Source organism: Phenylobacterium composti DSM 19425 (assembly GCF_059568645.1).
Genome location: NZ_JCANTT010000011.1, coordinates 465,085 through 482,288, shown reverse-complemented (window position 1 = coordinate 482,288; position 17,204 = coordinate 465,085). Strand labels below are relative to the sequence as shown.

Annotated in this window: 12 protein-coding genes, 1 tRNA gene and 1 pseudogene; 9 read left to right on the top strand and 5 right to left on the bottom strand. The window is 70.1% G+C overall.

Going from position 1 to position 17,204, the window contains the following annotated elements:
- Positions 1-16: 16 nt before the first annotated feature.
- Positions 17-4,462 (top strand): cytochrome P450, encoded by a 4,446-nt coding sequence (locus BO64_RS05320; RefSeq protein WP_496402231.1) that lies wholly within the window; start codon positions 17-19, stop codon positions 4,460-4,462.
- A gap of 24 nt (positions 4,463-4,486) precedes the next feature.
- On the opposite strand, the gene BO64_RS05315 is transcribed toward BO64_RS05320, so the two are convergent.
- A tRNA-Val gene (locus BO64_RS05315) sits at positions 4,487-4,561 on the bottom strand.
- A gap of 62 nt (positions 4,562-4,623) precedes the next feature.
- Positions 4,624-4,980: a cell cycle two-component system response regulator CpdR gene (gene cpdR, locus BO64_RS05310; protein ID WP_496402230.1), complete on the bottom strand. Its 357-nt coding sequence runs from the start codon at positions 4,978-4,980 to the stop codon at positions 4,624-4,626.
- A 116-nt stretch (positions 4,981-5,096) separates the two neighbouring features.
- Here cpdR and BO64_RS05305 point away from each other — a divergent pair, with 116 nt between their 5' ends.
- From BO64_RS05305 to trhA, 3 genes are all read left to right on the top strand, one after another.
- Positions 5,097-6,002: an N-formylglutamate amidohydrolase gene (locus BO64_RS05305; protein WP_496402459.1), complete on the top strand. Its 906-nt coding sequence runs from the start codon at positions 5,097-5,099 to the stop codon at positions 6,000-6,002.
- A 331-nt stretch (positions 6,003-6,333) separates the two neighbouring features.
- Positions 6,334-8,163 (top strand): translational GTPase TypA, encoded by a 1,830-nt coding sequence (gene typA, locus BO64_RS05300; protein WP_496402229.1) that lies wholly within the window; start codon positions 6,334-6,336, stop codon positions 8,161-8,163.
- 192 nt (positions 8,164-8,355) lie between these two features.
- Entirely contained in the window at positions 8,356-9,030 is a 675-nt protein-coding gene (gene trhA / locus BO64_RS05295; protein ID WP_496402228.1) for a PAQR family membrane homeostasis protein TrhA, read from the top strand.
- Between the two features lie 10 nt (positions 9,031-9,040).
- Here trhA and BO64_RS05290 read toward each other — a convergent pair whose 3' ends face one another.
- Positions 9,041-9,493: a GNAT family N-acetyltransferase gene (locus BO64_RS05290; protein WP_496402227.1), complete on the bottom strand. Its 453-nt coding sequence runs from the start codon at positions 9,491-9,493 to the stop codon at positions 9,041-9,043.
- A 54-nt stretch (positions 9,494-9,547) separates the two neighbouring features.
- Between BO64_RS05290 and BO64_RS05285 the strand changes: the two are divergent.
- Positions 9,548-10,036, top strand: a pseudogene (locus BO64_RS05285) (aminotransferase class I/II-fold pyridoxal phosphate-dependent enzyme); the annotation flags it as partial.
- Positions 10,037-10,239: 203 nt separating this feature from the next.
- Here the strand turns inward: BO64_RS05285 and BO64_RS05280 are convergent.
- Together BO64_RS05280 and BO64_RS05275 are read right to left on the bottom strand one after the other, a co-directional pair.
- Positions 10,240-11,184 (bottom strand): CsgG/HfaB family protein, encoded by a 945-nt coding sequence (locus BO64_RS05280; RefSeq protein WP_496402226.1) that lies wholly within the window; start codon positions 11,182-11,184, stop codon positions 10,240-10,242.
- 163 nt (positions 11,185-11,347) lie between these two features.
- On the bottom strand, positions 11,348-12,103 hold the full coding sequence (locus BO64_RS05275; protein ID WP_496402458.1) for an SDR family oxidoreductase: 756 nt from the start codon (positions 12,101-12,103) through the stop codon (positions 11,348-11,350).
- 169 nt (positions 12,104-12,272) lie between these two features.
- Between BO64_RS05275 and BO64_RS05270 the strand changes: the two genes are divergently transcribed.
- The 4 genes from BO64_RS05270 to BO64_RS05255 all read left to right on the top strand — a co-directional run bounded on the left by BO64_RS05270 (position 12,273) and on the right by BO64_RS05255 (position 17,190).
- On the top strand, positions 12,273-13,748 hold the full coding sequence (locus BO64_RS05270; RefSeq protein ID WP_496402225.1) for a M20 family peptidase: 1,476 nt from the start codon (positions 12,273-12,275) through the stop codon (positions 13,746-13,748).
- A 110-nt stretch (positions 13,749-13,858) separates the two neighbouring features.
- Positions 13,859-14,476 (top strand): ATP-dependent Clp protease proteolytic subunit, encoded by a 618-nt coding sequence (locus BO64_RS05265; protein WP_496402224.1) that lies wholly within the window; start codon positions 13,859-13,861, stop codon positions 14,474-14,476.
- A 6-nt stretch (positions 14,477-14,482) separates the two neighbouring features.
- The gene (locus BO64_RS05260) at positions 14,483-16,093 is read left to right on the top strand and encodes an alpha-glucosidase family protein (protein WP_496402223.1); all 1,611 of its coding nucleotides are present in this window, start codon (positions 14,483-14,485) and stop codon (positions 16,091-16,093) included.
- A gap of 17 nt (positions 16,094-16,110) precedes the next feature.
- Positions 16,111-17,190, top strand: coding sequence for a Rieske 2Fe-2S domain-containing protein (locus BO64_RS05255; protein WP_496402222.1), 1,080 nt, complete (start codon positions 16,111-16,113; stop codon positions 17,188-17,190).
- The last annotated feature ends 14 nt before the right edge of the window (positions 17,191-17,204 follow it).

Here is a 17,204-nt window from a genome sequence, read left to right as displayed (position 1 = left end):
CGCTGGGGGGTGTCCGATGCTTGGTCTGAAGTATTACGAGGGTATCCGCAGGGCCCAGGCCCGGCCCGAGCCTCTGGGCCCCGGTTCCACGCCCGACATCGAGTTCGACAAGCCTGCGGGTCTCTTCAGCCGTCTGCTGGGCGCGGCCACCGGGGCGGCCATCCGCAGCGCCCTGGCGGTCTGCCGCGTCGTGTGCCCGAACCCGAAGATCGGCCCGCTGGTGATCGTCACCCGCGCCGCCGACGTCATGTCCACGCTCAAGGACGGGGCCGCCTTTGAGGTTCCCTTCGCCCTGGAGATGACCGAACTGGGCGGCGGCGCCAATTCCGTGCTCGGCCTCGAAGACGAGCCGCATCAGGCCCTGCGCGGCCTCATCCGCCAGGTGATCGACGACGAGGCCGACGCCGCGCGCATCTGCCGCGACACCGCCGAGGTCGCCCAGGCCCTGATCCGCAACGCCAGCGGCCGCCTCGATGTGATGGGCGACCTGATCACCCGCTGCGCCAGCGAGTCCTGCGCCCGCTATTTCGGCCTGCCCCTAGAGGACCCGGTCGCCTTCGCCAACTGGACCATGGCGGTCTCGACCCTGCTGTTCGCCGATCCCACCGGCTCGCGCGAGACCCGCCGCCGCGGCCTCTATGGGGCGGCGCGCCTGCAGGCCCTGGTGGACCGGGCCCTGGAGGCGGCCGAGGCGCGCCACGAGGCCGGCCATCCCGCCGACACCCTCGCCGACCGGTTCGTGCGCGCCCGCCACACGACCCATCCGGACCTCGCCCCCGCCACCATCCGCGCCACCCTGATCGGCCTGATGACCGGCTTCGTGCCGACCAACACCCTGGCGGCCGGCAAGATGCTGGAGGCCTTGCTGAAACGCCCCGACGCCTGGCGGCAGGCGCGCGAGGCCGCCCGGGCCGGCGACCGCGACCGGCTGAAGGCGATCCTGCTCGAGGCCGGCCGCCTGAACCCCGCCCTGTTCCCCGGCCAGTTCCGCTACGCCCGGACGGAAGGCGTGATCGCCGAGGGCACGTGGCGGCGCCGGGTCGCGCCCAAGGGCAGCGTCGTCCTGGTGGCCACCGGCTCTGCCCTGGCCGACGGCCGCGCATTCCCCAACCCCCGGGCCTTCGATCCCGACCGGCCGCAACGGCCGGAGCTGATGTTCGGCTGGGGCCATCACTCCTGCCTCGGCGCGCACCTCGCCCCGGCCCAGATCACCGAGGTGTTCCTGGCGCTCCTGGCCCTCGATGACCTGCGGCCGGCCAAGGGGCCTGCGGGCCGGATGCGCACGGGCGCGGCCTTTCCCCGCCGGCTGGAGATGGAGTTCACCCCGCCCGCCGGCGCGCCTCGCCGCGAACAGTCGATGGTCGTGGTCTGCGCGCCCCTGCGCTCCGAAGCCGACGCCGAAGCCCTGAAGGCCGAGGTCTGCGCCCTCGGCAATCCGGCCCGCGGCCCGTTGCGCGAGGCCCTCGCCGCCACCGATCGGATCCACTTCTGCTCGCTGTCGGTGATCGATCTCGGCGAGCCGGAGAGGCCGGCCCACCACCTGTTGCTCGAGATCAACGCCGACGGCGACCCGGCCGGCGTGCTCAGCCTGATGGCCGGGGCGGCCCACGACTGGCTGGCGCCGCTTTTCGCCAAAGCGCGCGATCCCTCCGGGGGCCTGCTGGACACCTTGCGCCGCTACAACCTCGACGACCATGCCCGCCCGTGGAGCATGACCCACCTGAACTTCTGCGGGACGGGCGAATTCGCCGTGGCCGACATCGCCCGGCAGGCCGCCCTGGCCGACTTCGCCCGCCGGGCCCTCGACCACCACCTGCGCGGCCACGCGAGCCTGGGCGCCCGGCCGATGCAGGCCCTGCGCTACGTCCGGCGGCTGATCAATGGCGAGACCGACACCCGCTTCCTGCAGCCGGCGACCCGGGCCGGGGTCGAGGCGCTGATGGAGGAAGGCAAGCAGTTCCGCGACCTGCTCATCCAGCCCGCCCGGCGGAAGCTGAAGATCGCCGAGTGGACCGATATCAGCATCCCCCAAGCGCGCCTGCGTGTGGCGCTGTCCAGGGACGCCCGGCCGATCCATCTGGCGCTGCTGGCCGGGTGGGCGGTGCTGACGACGGCGATCTTCCTGGCCGTGGGCCGCTTCGGCCTCGTCCACGCGCCCGCCCGCCTGCTGCTCGCTCTGACCAGCGGTCTCGCCGCCGAATTCGCCCTGGTGGCCGCGGGTCTTGGCGGCCTTCTCCTGTGGCTCCGGGCCGAGGAGCGGAAGGACGTCCCCGACACCCGCCATCCCGACTTCGAGCACCTTCAGGCCTGTACGGCCAACGAGGACGCGCCCGGCTACGCCCAGAACCACTTCATCGCCACGCCCATGCTCAAGAAGGGCCTGCTGCGGCGCCTGACCCTGGGCGCGGCGCTCTGGGGCATCGGCACGCTGGTGACCTACGGCTTTCGCCCCGGCTTCGTGCTGAACATGGGCACCATCCACTATGCCAAGTGGTTCCGTCCGCCCGGCTCCCGTCGCCTGGTCTTCGTCTCCAACTATGATGGCAGCTGGGAGAGCTATCTGGAGGATTTCATCACCAAGGCCCACGCTGGCCAGACCGCCGCCTGGACCAACTGCGAGGGCTTCCCGCCCACCCGGTTCCTCACCGGCGACGGAGCCAAGGACGGCGACCGGTTCAAGCGCTGGGTGCGCCGCCAGCAGGTCCCAAGCCAGTTCTGGTTCGCCCGCTTCCCCGAGCTAACCACCGAGCACATACGCAACAACGCCCTGATCCACCACGGCCTGGCCAAGGCCCATACCGACAGCGCCGCCCGGGCCTGGCTGTCCTGCTTCGGCTCGGCCCAGCGGCCGGAGTCGGTGATCGAGACGGGCGAGATCCAGAGCCTGATGTTCGGCGGCTTCGGCCGGCTGCGGCACGGGGTCTGCCTGGCGGTGCGACTGCCGGACCCGGCTGTCCGTCGCAGGGCCTGGCTCGATGACCTGCTCAATGCCCACGGCGACCCGAGGCTCAAGCGCTTCGCCGTAACCTTCGGCTCGGCGCCCGGCGCCTCCGACGGCCTGGAGCGCGCCACCATCGTCGCCTTCTCCGCAGGCGGTCTCGCCAGGCTGGGCGTCCCTGACGGTGAGGCGGGCGATGGCCTGGCCACCTTCCCAGCCGCCTTCCGCGCCGGCATGGCGGGCCGCGCCCGGGTGCTCGGCGACCGGGGCGAGGACGCCCCGTGGCTATGGCGCTGGACCGATTCCGCGGCCGGCGCCGCCCCGTCCGCGGACGCGGCGGTGCTGATCTACGCCCGCACCCGCAAGGAGCTGGAGGCGGCGGTGGCCGACCACATCGCCCGCCTGGGTGCTGAAGCCATCATCGCCCGGGTCGACACCGGCCCGATGCATCCCAGGATCCACCGGGAGGCCTTCGGCTTCCGCGACGGGGTCTCCCAGCCGGTAATCCGCGGCGTGGAGCGCTTCCAGCGCGATGTCGCCCCGGCCGACCTCGTGGAGCCCGGCGAGTTCATCCTCGGCTACCGCAGCAACCAGGGCTACATCCCACCGAGCCCGGTGGTGGCCGCCGACACCGACCGGCGAGGCGAACTGCCCACCGCCCAGGCCGAGACGCCCAGGCGCTTCCCGGCCTTCGCCGAGGCTCCCCAGACCGAGGCGTTCCGCGACTTCGGTCGCAACGGCTCCTACCTGGTGCTCCGCCAGTTCGAGCAGCATGTGGCCGAGTTCCGCCGGTTCACCCATGAGGCTGCCCGCCGCCTGGAGGCCGACTATCCCGGCCTTGGCGAGACCGTGGGAACGCGCATCCGCCCGGCCTGGATCGCCGCCAAGCTGGTGGGCCGCTGGCGCAACGGCCCATCGCTGATCGACCGGCCGCGCTACTCCCCCTCGGGACATCTGCCGATGGACAACGACTTCGCCTTCGGCGCCGATGATCCGCAGGGGCTGCGCTGCCCCCTCGGAGCCCACGTGCGCCGGGCCAATCCCCGCGACGGCCTCGATCCGGACGACCCGCGCGGGCGCGACATCGTCAACCGTCACCGGCTCCTGCGCCGCGGCCGCAGCTACCGGATGCGCCGCCCCGACGGCCGCGCCGAGCACGGCATGCTGTTCGCCGCCTTCTGCGCCGACCTCGAGCGGCAGTTCGAGTTCATCCAGCAGACCTGGATCAACGCGCCTTCGTTCCACGGCCTGAGCGGCGAGACCGATCCGCTGCTGGGCGAGGCCGGCCGCAGCTACACCATCCCGACTCCGGCCGGGGCGGTGCGCCTTCATGGCCTGCCGCGATTCGTGACCGTGCGAGGAGGTGGCTATTTCTTCATGCCCAGCCGCTCGGCCCTGGCCTACCTCGCCGCCCGCACGGCCGCCCTGGCCCGCATCGAGGCTCGCGCGCCCCACGCCACTCAGTCGCCGCGCGCGCGGCCGAACGTCGAGCCCGGGGTGGAGGCCGGGGTGGAGGCCGTGTGAGGAAGCTGATTTTCAGGAAAGGGATGGTGGACGCGGCTGGGATTGAACCAGCGACCCCTACGATGTCAACGTAGTGCTCTCCCGCTGAGCTACGCGTCCATGATCCGTGCGTCGGGAGGCGCGGGATATAACGGGGCCTCCGGCGGCTGGCAAGCGGCCCTTTACGCTGCGATCATCCGATCGACCTCGGAGACGATCTCGCGCAGGTGAATCGGCTTGGACAGCACCTTGGCGCCGGCCGGGGCTTTCTCGCCCGCGGCCAGGGCCACGGCGGCGAAGCCGGTGATGAACATGATCCGCAGGCCCGGGTGCTTGGCCGCCGCCTGGCGCGCCACCTCGATGCCGTCGAGGCCGGGCATGACGATGTCGGTGAGCAGCAGGTCCCAGGGCTCGTCCAGATGGGCGGCGGCCTCGTCGCCATCGGCGCAGGCGGTCACCTCGTAGCCGGCGCGCTCCAAGGCCCGCGCCAGGAACCCGCGCAGGGAATCGTCGTCTTCGGCAAGGAGGATACGGGGCATCGCGCAAACGGGCTCACATGAACAGCCACCATAGGCGCTTAACCGTAAATCCGCGATGAACCCGCGGAAGGCCAAACCCTTTGACCGGCGCAGACGCTCGGCGTTGTATGCGCACGATGAACGCCTGGGAGCGCCTTGAGGACGCCACGCCGCCGGCCACGGCGGCGGCCTTTACCTTGCGCCGCGCCGCGGCCGAGGGCGCGCCGCCGCCGACGCCCCTGGTGTTCGCCTCGCCCCATTCCGGCCGCCTCTATCCCGAGGACATGATGTCCGCCGCCGCCCTGGACGCCGTCAGCATCCGGCGGTCCGAGGACGCCCTGGTGGACGACCTGATCGCCGCCGCCCCCAGCTATGGGGCGGCTCTGCTCACCGCAAACTACGCCCGGGCCTATATCGACCTGAACCGCGAGCCCTTCGAGCTCGACCCCAGCATGTTCGTGGACGAGTTGCCCGAGTTCGCTCGCGCCCGCACGGCCCGGGTGGCCGCCGGCCTGGGCTCGATCGCCCGGGTGGTGTCGGAGGGACAGGAGATCTACCGGCGCAAGCTCACCTTCGCCGAAGCCCGCAAGCGGATCGAAGACGCCCACCGCCCGTACCACCGGGCCCTTGAGGGTCTGCTGGCGGAGGCCCAGGCGGCCCACGGGGTGGCGATCCTGATCGACTGGCATTCGATGCCCGCCGCCGCCGCCAAGGCCGGATCGCGCGGCAGGCCCTGCGACATGGTGCTCGGCGACCGGTTCGGCGCGGCCTGTGCAGGGGTGCTGCCGGCCCGGGTCGAGCGCGAACTGGAGGCCTGCGGCTATCGGGTGGCGCGCAACACGCCCTACGCCGGCGGCTACACCACCGAGCACTACGGCCGCCCGGCGCGGCGCACCCACGCCCTGCAGATCGAGATCAACCGGGCCCTCTATCTCGACGAGGCGACCCTCGCCCCCACCGAGGGGTTCGCCGGCCTCAAGGCGAATGTGGAGCGGCTCACACAGCTGCTGGCCGAGACCGACTGGTCGGCCCTCAAGCCGTAAAAAAAAAAAGCCGCGCCCGAAGGCGCGGCAGTTCAAATAGGGAGGAAACGCCCAGGAAGGGCAGAGGCGTCGACGACGCCCGATGCGCGTCCTATACGCTGCACTGCACAAAATGGCAAGCATGCACCGCACCAAAATTGCCGACGCCGCGGCAGAAAGTTGAATTTCCTGCCCGGGAGCCCCAGGTTTCAATCGATCAATCACTGCCCAGCCTGGATGCAGCGCACAAAGATTTCGTCGCCATAGCGTCGCGGCTGGTGACTTCTTGCTGGCGGCGCGGCCCGCTCTCCCCTACAAGCCCGCCCTTCCTCGCCGCCCAGAACCCCGTTCAATGTCGCTCCGCAACATCGCCATCATCGCCCACGTCGACCACGGCAAGACCACGCTCGTGGACCAACTCCTCGCCCAGTCGGGCGTCTTCCGCGCCAATGAGGCGACGGTCGAACGCGCCATGGATTCCAACGACCAGGAGCGCGAGCGGGGCATCACCATCCTCGCCAAGTGCACTTCGGTGCTCTGGAACGGGAAGGCAGGCGAGACCCGCATCAACATCATCGACACCCCCGGCCACGCCGACTTCGGCGGCGAGGTGGAGCGGATCCTGGGGATGGTGGACGGCTGCGTCCTGCTGGTCGACGCCGAAGAGGGCGTCATGCCCCAGACCAAGTTCGTGCTGACCAAGGCGCTGAAGATGGGCCTGAAGCCCATCCTGTGCATCAACAAGGTCGACCGCGCCCACGCCGACCCCGACCGGGTGCACCTCGAGACCATCGACCTGTTCTCGGCCATCGGCGCCTCCGATGAGCAGCTGGACTTCCCGCACATCTACGCCTCGGGCCGCAGCGGCTGGGCGACGCTGGACCTGAACCAGCCGTCCGACACCCTGGCTCCGCTGTTCGACCTGATCGTCGACCACGTGCCGCCGCCGGCCGTGGAGGCGAACAAGGACAAGCCGTTCCGCATGCTGAACGTGCTGATCGAGAGCGACCCCTTCCTCGGCCGCCTGCTCACGGGCCGCATCGAGAGCGGCAAGGCCATCCCCGGCATGGCCATCAAGGCCCTGGACCGCGAGGGCAAGCAGATCGAGCAGGGCCGCATCACCAAGGTGCTGGCCTTCCGCGGCCTGAAGCGCCAGCCGATCGACGAGGGCGTGGCGGGCGACATCGTCGCCATCGCCGGCATGTCCAAGGCGACCGTGGCCGACACCCTCTGCGCCCTGGAGGTGTCAGAGCCCCTGGACGCCCAGCCGATCGACCCGCCCACCATCTCGATGACCGTCAGCGTCAACGACAGCCCCCTGGCCGGCCGTGAAGGCGACAAGGTGCAGAGCCGCGTCATCCGCGACCGCCTGCTCAAGGAGGCCGAGGCCAATGTCGCTATCCGCGTCACCGAGACCCCCGGCGCCGACGCCTATGAGGTGGCCGGCCGCGGCGAACTGCAGCTGGGCGTGCTGATCGAGAACATGCGCCGCGAGGGCTTCGAGCTCTCCATCTCGCGGCCGCGGGTGGTCTATCAGACCGGCGAGAACGGCGAGCGCCTGGAGCCGATCGAGGACGTCGTCATCGACGTGGACGACGAATACACCGGCATCGTCATCGAGAAGCTGTCGGCCCGGAAGGCCGAGCTGAAGGACATGGGCCCCTCGGGGGCGGGCAAGACCCGCATCCAGCTGATGTGCCCGTCCCGGGCGCTGATCGGCTACCAGGGCGAGTTCCTCACCGACACCCGCGGCTCGGGCGTGCTGAACCGCGTGTTCAGCCACTACGAGCCCCACAAGGGCCCCATCGAGGGCCGGCCGAAGGGCGTGCTGGTGTCCAACTCCGATGGCGAGACCGCGGCCTATGCGCTGTGGAACCTGGAAGAGCGCGGGGTGATGTTCGTCGGCCCCGGCGAGAAGACCTACCAGGGCATGATCATCGGCGAGAACAGCCGGGCGGACGATCTCGACGTCAATCCGATCAAGGGCAAGCAGCTCACCAACGTGCGCGCCTCGGGCAAGGACGAGGCCGTGCGCCTCACCCCGCCCCGGCGCCTGACCCTCGAACAGGCCATCGCCTACATCGAGGAGGACGAGCTGGTGGAGGTGACGCCCAAGTCGATCCGCCTGCGCAAGGAAGTGCTGAACCCCTCGTTCCGCAAGAAGCGCAACCGCGAGGACTGATCGCCGGCCCAGCCGCAGCGATCCAGCCTTGAGGCGACGATCAGGGGCCGCGCGGGTTCTCCGTCGGCCCTTTTTCCTGCGCGCTCACGCGCTCCGGCGCCACCGAAAGAACCGGCAATGAAATTTTAACGCGCCGCGGCCGCTGCGGCGCCAGACCGGCGTCATGGGAAGGGCTATAGAATGGCTCTCGAAATGACCTCACCGACGACCACCGCGCCCCATCCGCCCCGTCACTATCCGACGCCTGCCGCCAAGTGCGCGGACCTCGTGGTGCATGTGGTCGGCCTGACCCTGTCCCTGGTGGGCGGCGTCGTCCTGCTCGCCCTGGCGGTGCGGCAAGGCTCCATCAGCCAGGTGGTGGGGGTCTCCATCTACGCCGCCGGGGTGGTGGCGATGCTGGCCTTCTCCACCGCCTACAACTTCGCCAAGCCCCGGTTCCGGCCCACCCTGCGCCGGCTCGACCACGCGGGCATCTTCCTGATGATCGCCGGTTCCTACACCCCCTTCACCCTCGGCCTGCCCGGCGCCTGGAGCTGGGGCATGACCGCGGCCGTCTGGTCGATCGCCACCCTAGGGGCGGTGGGCAAGCTGGTGCTGAAGAACCTCGACCGGAAATTCTGGGTGGCCATGTATCTGGCCCTGGGATGGCTGGTGGTGGTGGCCCTGAAGCCGATCATCGACAGCCTGGCCTGGTACGCCTTCGCCCTGCTGGTCACCGGCGGCGTGCTCTATTCCACCGGCGTGATCTTCTATGTGAACAAGCGCCTGAAGTTCGCCCGGGCCATCTGGCACGGCCATGTGGTCGCCGCCGCCGGCGCCCACTGGGCTGCGGTCCTCCTGGGCGTGGTCCTCGCCTCCCAGAACTGATCGGCCGCCCTCAGTAGGGCCTCTCCATGAAGACGTCGGCGCGCGCATAGGGGCTCTCCACCGGGGCCAGGTCGCGGAAGCCCATGGCCCGGTAAAGGCCGAGCGCAGGGGCGAGGCTGGAATTGGTCTCAAGATAGAGCCGCGTGGCGCCGGCTTCCCGGCCCGCGTCGATGCAGCGCGCCATCAGCATGCGGCCAAGCCCCCGGCCCCGGGCCTTTTCGCTGACGGTCATCTTGGCCACCTCATAGCCGCCGTCGGCCATGGGGATCAGGGCCACACAGCCCACCGCCTCGCCGTCCAGCTCGGCGATGAAGATGCGGCCGCCCTTGTCGATAATCGTGCCCTGTGGATCGGCCAGCACCTCCCGGTCCTTGGGCTCCAGGGCGAAATGCCTGGAGATCCAGGCCTCGTTCAGGGTGCGGAACGCCTCCGCGTGGCGGGGCTCGAACTCGACGATCTTCATACTCTGCCTCCTGGCGGTGGCCTCGCCGCGACTCTTTGGTCAAAGTCGGCGGCGATGGCCAATCCGATCTTCGCGAAACTGCCCACCACTGTCTTCGAGGAGATGTCGGCCCTGGCCCGCACCCTGGACGCGATCAACCTCGGCCAAGGCTTCCCTGACGATCTGGGGCCGGAGGCGGTCCGCGCCAAGGCCGCCGATGCGGTGCTCAACGGCTACAACCAGTATCCGCCGATGCGCGGCCTGCCCGAGTTGCGGCAGGCGGTCGCTCGCCACTACGCCCGCAGCCAGGGCCTCAATCTTGATTGGGAGGCCGAGGTCACCATCACCTCAGGCGCCACCGAGGCGCTCACGGCCGCCTTCCTGGCCCTGATCCGGCCGGGCGACGAGGTGGTGCTGTTCCAGCCGCTCTACGACAGCTACGCCCCGATGATCCGGCTCGCGGGAGGCGTCCCGCGGCTGATCCGCCTGGAGCCGCCGGGCTGGCGATTCACCCGCCCGATGCTGGGGGCCGTCTTCGGCGAACGCACGCGGTTCGGCCTTCTATGAGGAGGCGCCGGTGACGACCATCGTGCGCCTCTGCTTCTCCAAGGTCGATGCGGTGCTGGACGAGGGCGTCCGGCGCCTGGCCAAGGCCCGGGACCTCAGCCGCAAGGCTGCGGGCTGATCGTCATTACCCTCAGCGGTGGAGCGGTCCGGCCCCAGGACCACGTATGGCGATCCTGGGGCCCTGATCCGAAGTCGGCGTCTTACGCCGGGCCGATCATGGCCGAGCTGACCCAGCCACGGTTGCCGTTCTCGTCATCGACTTCCCACCAGATGCCGTCCTTCTTGCCCGTAGGATAGACGAGGTCGCCGACGGCGAAGCTGCGGACCTGCGGGGCCTGCGGCGAAGGCGCCTTGCGCATCACCACCGGCTGCTTCACGCGCTGGGCCTGCATACCGGCGGCCTGGGAGGCCTCCTCGCCCGTGGGCGCGCTGTGGCGCAGGTAGTCCACCAGGTCCACGAAGGCGTTGAAGTAGGCGGCGGTGATCACCTTGCCGAGGGCGGTGTTGCCGTAACCGCCGCCCAGGGCGCCCCAGCCGTCGTAGTAGCCGGCGCCGAAGCCGACGTCGGTCTTCTTGGCGACGCCTTCGGCCACGTACAGCTGCTCGGTGGTGCGGGCGTCCACCAGGGTGAGCAGGGTCTGGGCCTGCGAGCTCTTCACGGTCAGGCCGCTGGCCAGGGAGCCGACGGCGCCGAGGCGGCCGCCGAACGCGCCCACGGCCGCGCCGATGGCGCCGCCGCTGGAGTTGCGGTTGGTGTTGGCGATGTCGGGCACCAGGAAGAAGTCGGCGGCGGCCACCTGGCCCTTGCCGATGTTGGAGCCCCGGCGCAGGTCGCCGCTGGCGCCCAGTTCGGCTTCCTGGCTGCGCATGGCCAGGCCCGCATTGCGGTCGACCACCCGCAGGCAGTTCGAGCGCATGGCGAAGAGCTTGATGACCGTCTCGGGGTTGGAGAGGCCGAGGCCCGTCCACCAGTCGTTTTCCGGCTCACGGATGGCGACGCGGCCCAGCGGGCGCTCGCACCGCGGGAGTTCGGGCGTGGCCGCGTTGTTCGGCGGCTTCTTGTCCATCCCGTACTGGGCGGCGGCCGGACTGGCGGCCAGGGCGGCGGCAAGGACGCCCACGGCGCCCAGCGCGATCTTGCGCATTATTAATTCCCCAACTTCGGAAAAGCTGGGCAATATCGGGCCGCAAACGACGCCTTCAACATCTTTTGCGATAAATCAGGCAAGATTTGCGAGGAACGGCGATCCTCAAGCCGGCCCGAAAAGGGGGGCGTGACGGGCCGGCCGACCCGCCACGCCATGCCCGTCAGCAGGTCGTGCCGCCGTCCACGACGATGGTCTGGCCGGTGGTCCAGGCGCCCGCCCGCGAGGCCAGGTAGATGGCCGCCCCGGCCAAGTCGTCCGGCTCACCCAGGCGGCGCAGGGGAGTGCCCGAGCTGGCGCGCTTCTCGCCTTCCGGGGTGTCCCACAGGGCGCGGGCGAAGTCGGTCTTCACCAGGCCGGGCGCGATGCAGTTCACCCGCACATTGTCCGGCCCCAGTTCGTGGGCGAGGTTGCGGGCCAGCTGCATGTCGGCGGCCTTGGAGATGCAGTAGGCGCCGATGGTGGTCGAGCCGCGCAGGCCGCCGATGGACGAGACGATGATGATCGAGCCGTCCTTCCGCTCGCGCATCTCGGGCGCGACCATGCCGATCAGCCAGTTGTTGGCGATGATGTTGTTGTCGAGGATCTTCCGGAACGCCTCGTCGGTGATGTCGAGCTGGCTGCCGTAGAACGGGTTGGTGGCGGCGTTGCAGACCAGGATGTCGATCTTGCCGAACGCCTTGCGGGTCTCGTCCACCAGCCGCTGAAGGTCCTCCTTCGAGGAGATATTGGCCGGCACCGCGATGGCGTGGCCGGGATGCCGCTCATTGATCAGGGCGGCGACCTCGTCGCAGGGACCGGCCTTGCGCGAGGAGATCACCACCTTGGCGCCCTGCTCGGCCATGCGTTCGGCGATCGCCCGACCGATGCCGCGCGACGATCCCGTGATCACCGCCACCTTGCCGGTCAGGTCGAACAGGCCGCCCGCCCCTACCTTCAGGCTATTCGTCGTCTCGCTCACGGCGCTCTCCCAAACAGTTGTTTGACTCGGCGGCATTAGCGCCGCCGCCTGCCCCTTGGTCAAGGCGCCGCCGCGCTTGCGGTCCAGGCCTCGCGCGGCGAAGCTCGGCCTTGGGGAGGAATGGGCGATGAAGACCTTCGGACGAATCCTGCTGGGCCTGGCGGTGCTGATCGTGGCGCTGGCCGCCGTAGTGCTGGTGCGCACCTTCACCTACCGGCCGCCGCCGGGGCTCGATGCGCCGGACACGCCCGTGGCCGAGGCCGTGCCGGTGGACGTGGACCGCGCCGCCCGCAACCTCTCCGCCGCCATCCAGATCCGCACCGTCCGCCACCAGGACCGCGCCGAGGACCAGCTCGCCGAATGGGAGCGGCTGCACGCCTTCCTGCAGACGACCTATCCCGCCGCCCACGCCGCCATGACCCGGGAGGTCATCGAGGCCGAGACGCTGCTCTACACCTGGCAAGGTTCGGACCCGTCGCTGGCGCCGATCATCCTGATGGCCCACCAGGACACCGTGCCGGTCACCCCCGGGACCGAAGGCGACTGGAAGCATCCGCCGTTCGCCGGGACAATCGCCGAGGGCGCCGTCTGGGGCCGTGGGGCCATCGACGACAAGGGCTCGCTGATCGGGCTGTTCGAGGCCATCGAGACCCTGGCCGCCCGGGGCTTCCAGCCGAAGCGCACCGTGATCCTGTTGGCCGGAGGCGACGAGGAAGTGCTGGGCTCAGGCGCCCAGGCCGCCGCCCGCCTCCTGAAGTCCCGGGGCGTCATGGCCGAGTTCGTGCTGGACGAGGGCCTGGTCGTGCTTACCGACAATCCGGTCACCGGCGGCAAGCTTGCGGTCATCGGCACGGCGGAAAAGGGCTATGCGACCCTGAAGGTCACCGCCCACGCCCCCGGCGGCCATTCCTCGGCCCCGCCCCCGGACTCCGGCGGGGTCGCGGTCCTGGCCAGGGCCGTCACCGCCATCGTCGAGGACCAGTTCCCTCTCGCCTTCCGCGGCCCCGGCGCCGACATGCTGAAGGCCCTGGCGCCCAGCGGCGGCTTCGCCCTGCGGATGGCGGTGGCCAACGAGTGGCTGTTCCGGCCGCTGCTGGTCCGCCAGGTGGCCGCCACGCCCCCGGGCGCGGCCCTGCTGCACACCACCATCGCTCCCACCATGCTCAAGGGCAGCCCCAAGGAGAACGTGCTGCCCCAGGACGCCACGGCCTGGATCAACTACCGCATCGCCCCGGGCGACACGCCCGACAGCGTCATGGCCCGGGCGAAGGCCGCCGTGGGCGACCTGCCGGTGGCGCTGGCCTGGAACGGCGCGCCGGCGGCGCCGTCTCCCGTCTCCTCGACCTCCTCGTCGGGCTGGAAGGTGCTGGCCGCCACGGCGGCCGCGGTGTCGGGCGCGCCGGTGGCCCCGGGCCTAGTGACTGCCGCCACCGACAGCCGCTGGCTCTCCCCGGTGGCCAGGGACGTCTATCGCTTCCAGCCGGTGGAGCTTGCGCTCTCGGACGTCCAGCTGATTCACGGCACGAACGAGCACCTGAGCCTCACGAGCCTCGAGAAGATGGTGCAGTTCTACGCCCGGCTGATCGCCACGGCGGCGGGCTGAGCCGAAAACCCCGTCCCACCGCTTGCCGGAAGCCCTCCGGACCAATAACTCGTTGAAGGACAGATTTCGCCGCGGCCGCGAGGCGCGCCGACGGCCAGCCAGGAGCCGCCATGCTGAAGTGGACCGCCTACATGGACGAAGACGGGGACGACGACGACAAGGGCCGCCTGCCCGACATGCCGATGACGGCGGGGCCGGTCCAGAACGCCCTCTTCAAGTCCCGCACGGTCCTGGTGTTCGGTGAAATCGACATGCGCCTGGCCGAGCGGGTCACCGCCCAGCTTACGGCGCTTGCCTCCGAGAGCGACAAGCCGATCCGGATGATCATCAACTCGCCGGGCGGCCACGTGGAGAGCGGCGACACCATCCACGACATGATCCGCTTCTGCGGCGCCCCGGTGACGGTGATCGGCACCGGCTGGGTGGCCAGCGCGGGCGCCCACATCTACCTCGGCGCACCGAAGGAACAGCGGCTCTGCCTGCCCAACACCCGCTTCCTGCTGCACCAGCCGGCAGGCGGCGTGCGCGGCCAGGCCTCGGACATCGAGATCGAGGCCGAGGAGATCATCAAGATGCGCGAGCGCGTGAACCGGATGATCGCCCGTGAGACCGGCCAGCCCTACGAGAAGGTCGACAAGGACACGACCCGGAACTTCTGGATGAACGCCGAGCAGGCCGTCGAGTACGGCATCGTCTCGCGCATCATTACCAACACGTCCGAGGTCTAGGCCAACATGACCCCGTGGTGGCGGGGGGCGGTCCTCTATCACGTCTACGTCCGAAGCTTCTTCGACAGTAACGGCGACGGGCAGGGCGACCTGCCCGGCGTCCTGGCCAAGCTCGACTACATCGCCGGCCTGGGGGTCGACGGGATCTGGCTGTCGCCCATCCATCCCTCGCCGAACCGCGACTGGGGCTACGACGTCGCCAACTACGAGGGCGTGCAGCACGACTACGGCACGCTGGAGGATTTCGAGCGCCTGCTGAAGGCGGCCCACGAGCGCGGCCTGAAGGTGGTCCTCGACGAGGTGCTGAGCCACACCTCCGACGAGCATCCCTGGTTCGTGGAAAGCCTCACCGGCGGCCGCGACGGCCCCAAGGCGAGCTGGTACGTCTGGGCCGATCCCAAGCCCGACGGCGCCGCGCCCAACAACTGGCTGTCGGTGTTCGGCGGTCCGGCCTGGTCCTACCAGCCCACGCGCCGGCAGCATTACCATCACAAGTTCCTGCGCCAGCAGCCAAAGCTGAATTGGCGCAATCCCCAGGCGCGGGAAGCGGCCCTGCGCGTCCTCGACTACTGGCTGGAAAAGGGCGTCGACGGTTTCCGCCTGGACGTGGCCGGCACCTATCTCCACGACGAGACCCTGGCCGACAATCCGCCCGTGCCCATGGCCGAGCGCACCGGCCTGCACTGGGGGCACGCCGGCAACCTGCAGCGGCACCTGCGCGACTCCAACCTGCCCGAGAACGTGCAGATGCTGGACCTCATCCGCCGGCGGGTGGAGGCGTTCAACGGCGTCAACGGGGGCGAGCGCTTCGTCTTCGGGGAGTTCTCGGAGGAGGAGGCGCGCTGCGGCGCCTATTGCAGCCCCGCGGACGGCCTGCACAGCGCCTACACCTTCGTCATGCTGCTGGCCCGGCGGCTCGAGCCGGACTTCGTGCGCCAGCACTACCGGACCCTGGCCGACCATCCGCAGCACTGGCCGACGATCAGCTTCTCGAACCATGACGTGCCGCGCACGGCCAGCCGCCTGGGTGACGGCTCGCCCGAGGCGGCGAAGATGCTGTTCGCCCTGCTCATCGCCCTCAGGGGCACCACCCTGATCTACCAGGGCGAGGAACTGGGGCTGCCGCAGGCCCGATTGTCCCGCGACCAGCTCCGCGATCCCGTGGGCGACCTCTACTGGCCCTATGACGGGGGCCGGGACGGCTGTCGCACGCCCATGCCCTGGAACACCGACGAAAACCTGGGCTTCACCACCGGCCGCCCCTGGCTGCCAGCCGCCGAGGAGCATCGGGCCCTCACCGTCGAGGAACAGGCCGCCGATCCTGAATCCCCCCTGACCTTCGCCATGGACGCCATCGCCTTCCGCAAGGCGACGCCGGCCCTGCGCCTGGGCGACATCGACTTCATCGAGACCGAGCCCCCGGTCCTGGCCTTCGTCCGGGCGCACGACGGCGAGCAAATCGCCTGTGTGTTCAACTTCTCGGCCGAGCCCCGCTTCGTAGGCATGCCCGAGCTGGAGGGCGCGGAACTGCTGCCCGTGCGGGCGGGTGATGCAGACCTGCGCGGCGGCTCCATAGGCCTGTCGCCCTATGCGGCGGCGTTCCTTCGGCTGGCCTAAACCGCTACAAGCCGCGCATGGCAGACGGCGACGCCAAGACCAGGGAACGATCCCGCGAGAGGTTCGGCCAGGGCTTCCTGACCGACACCTGGTACTTCGCCGCCCTCTCGTCCGACCTGAAGCCCGGCAAGCTGGCGCGCTACGAGATCCTGGACGAGCCGGTGCTGCTCGGCCGGGCCCGCTCCGGCGAAATCTTCGCCCTGCGCGACATCTGCCCCCACCGCGCCGCGCCCCTGTCGGCCGGCCGGGTGGTGGAGGACACCGTGGAGTGCCCCTATCACGGCTGGCGCTTCCGCACGGATGGGGCCTGCGCCGCCATCCCCTCGCTCACCGCCAATCAGGCCATGGAGGTCTCGCGCATCCGCGTGCGCCGTTATCCGGCGGTGGAAAGCCAGGGCCTGGTGTTCATCTGGGTAGGCGGCGACGCCAGGTCCGAGCCGGACCATCCCGCGCCGACCTTCCCCGGCGTGGTGGGCGGCGCGCCCAAGCTGGTCGACCGGATGGTGTTCGAGTCCCACATCGACCACGCCGTGGTCGGCCTCATGGACCCGGCCCATGGCCCCTATGTGCACCAGCAGTGGTGGTGGCGCTCGGCCAAGAGCCAGCATGAGAAGGCCAAGCGCTTCGAGCCGCGTGAGGCGGGCTTCGCCATGGTCCGTCACGAACCCTCGAAGAACAGCCGCGCCTACGCCATCCTCGGCGGCCAACCGCTCACCGAGATCACCTTCCGCCTGCCGGGCCTGAGGTGGGAGCACGTCACCGTCGGCAAGCGCCAGGTGCTGTCGCTCACCTGCCTGACTCCCATCGACGCGCGCCGCACCCGGATCACCCAGATCATCTGGTCCGACCATCCGGCCTTTTCGGTCCTCAAGCCGTTCATCGCCATGGGCGCCCGGGCCTTCCTGCGCCAGGACGCCCGGATGGTGGACCTGCAGAACGAAGGCCTGCGCTACGACCCCGCCCTGATCTGGATCGACGACGCCGACCGGCAGGCCAAGTGGTACCAGCAGCTCAAGCGTGAGTGGGTCGCCAGCCGGCGCGAGGGCCGCCCGTTCCGCAACCCGGTGGAGCCGGCCGTCCTTAAGTGGCGTAGCTGATCATCGCCCCGCCC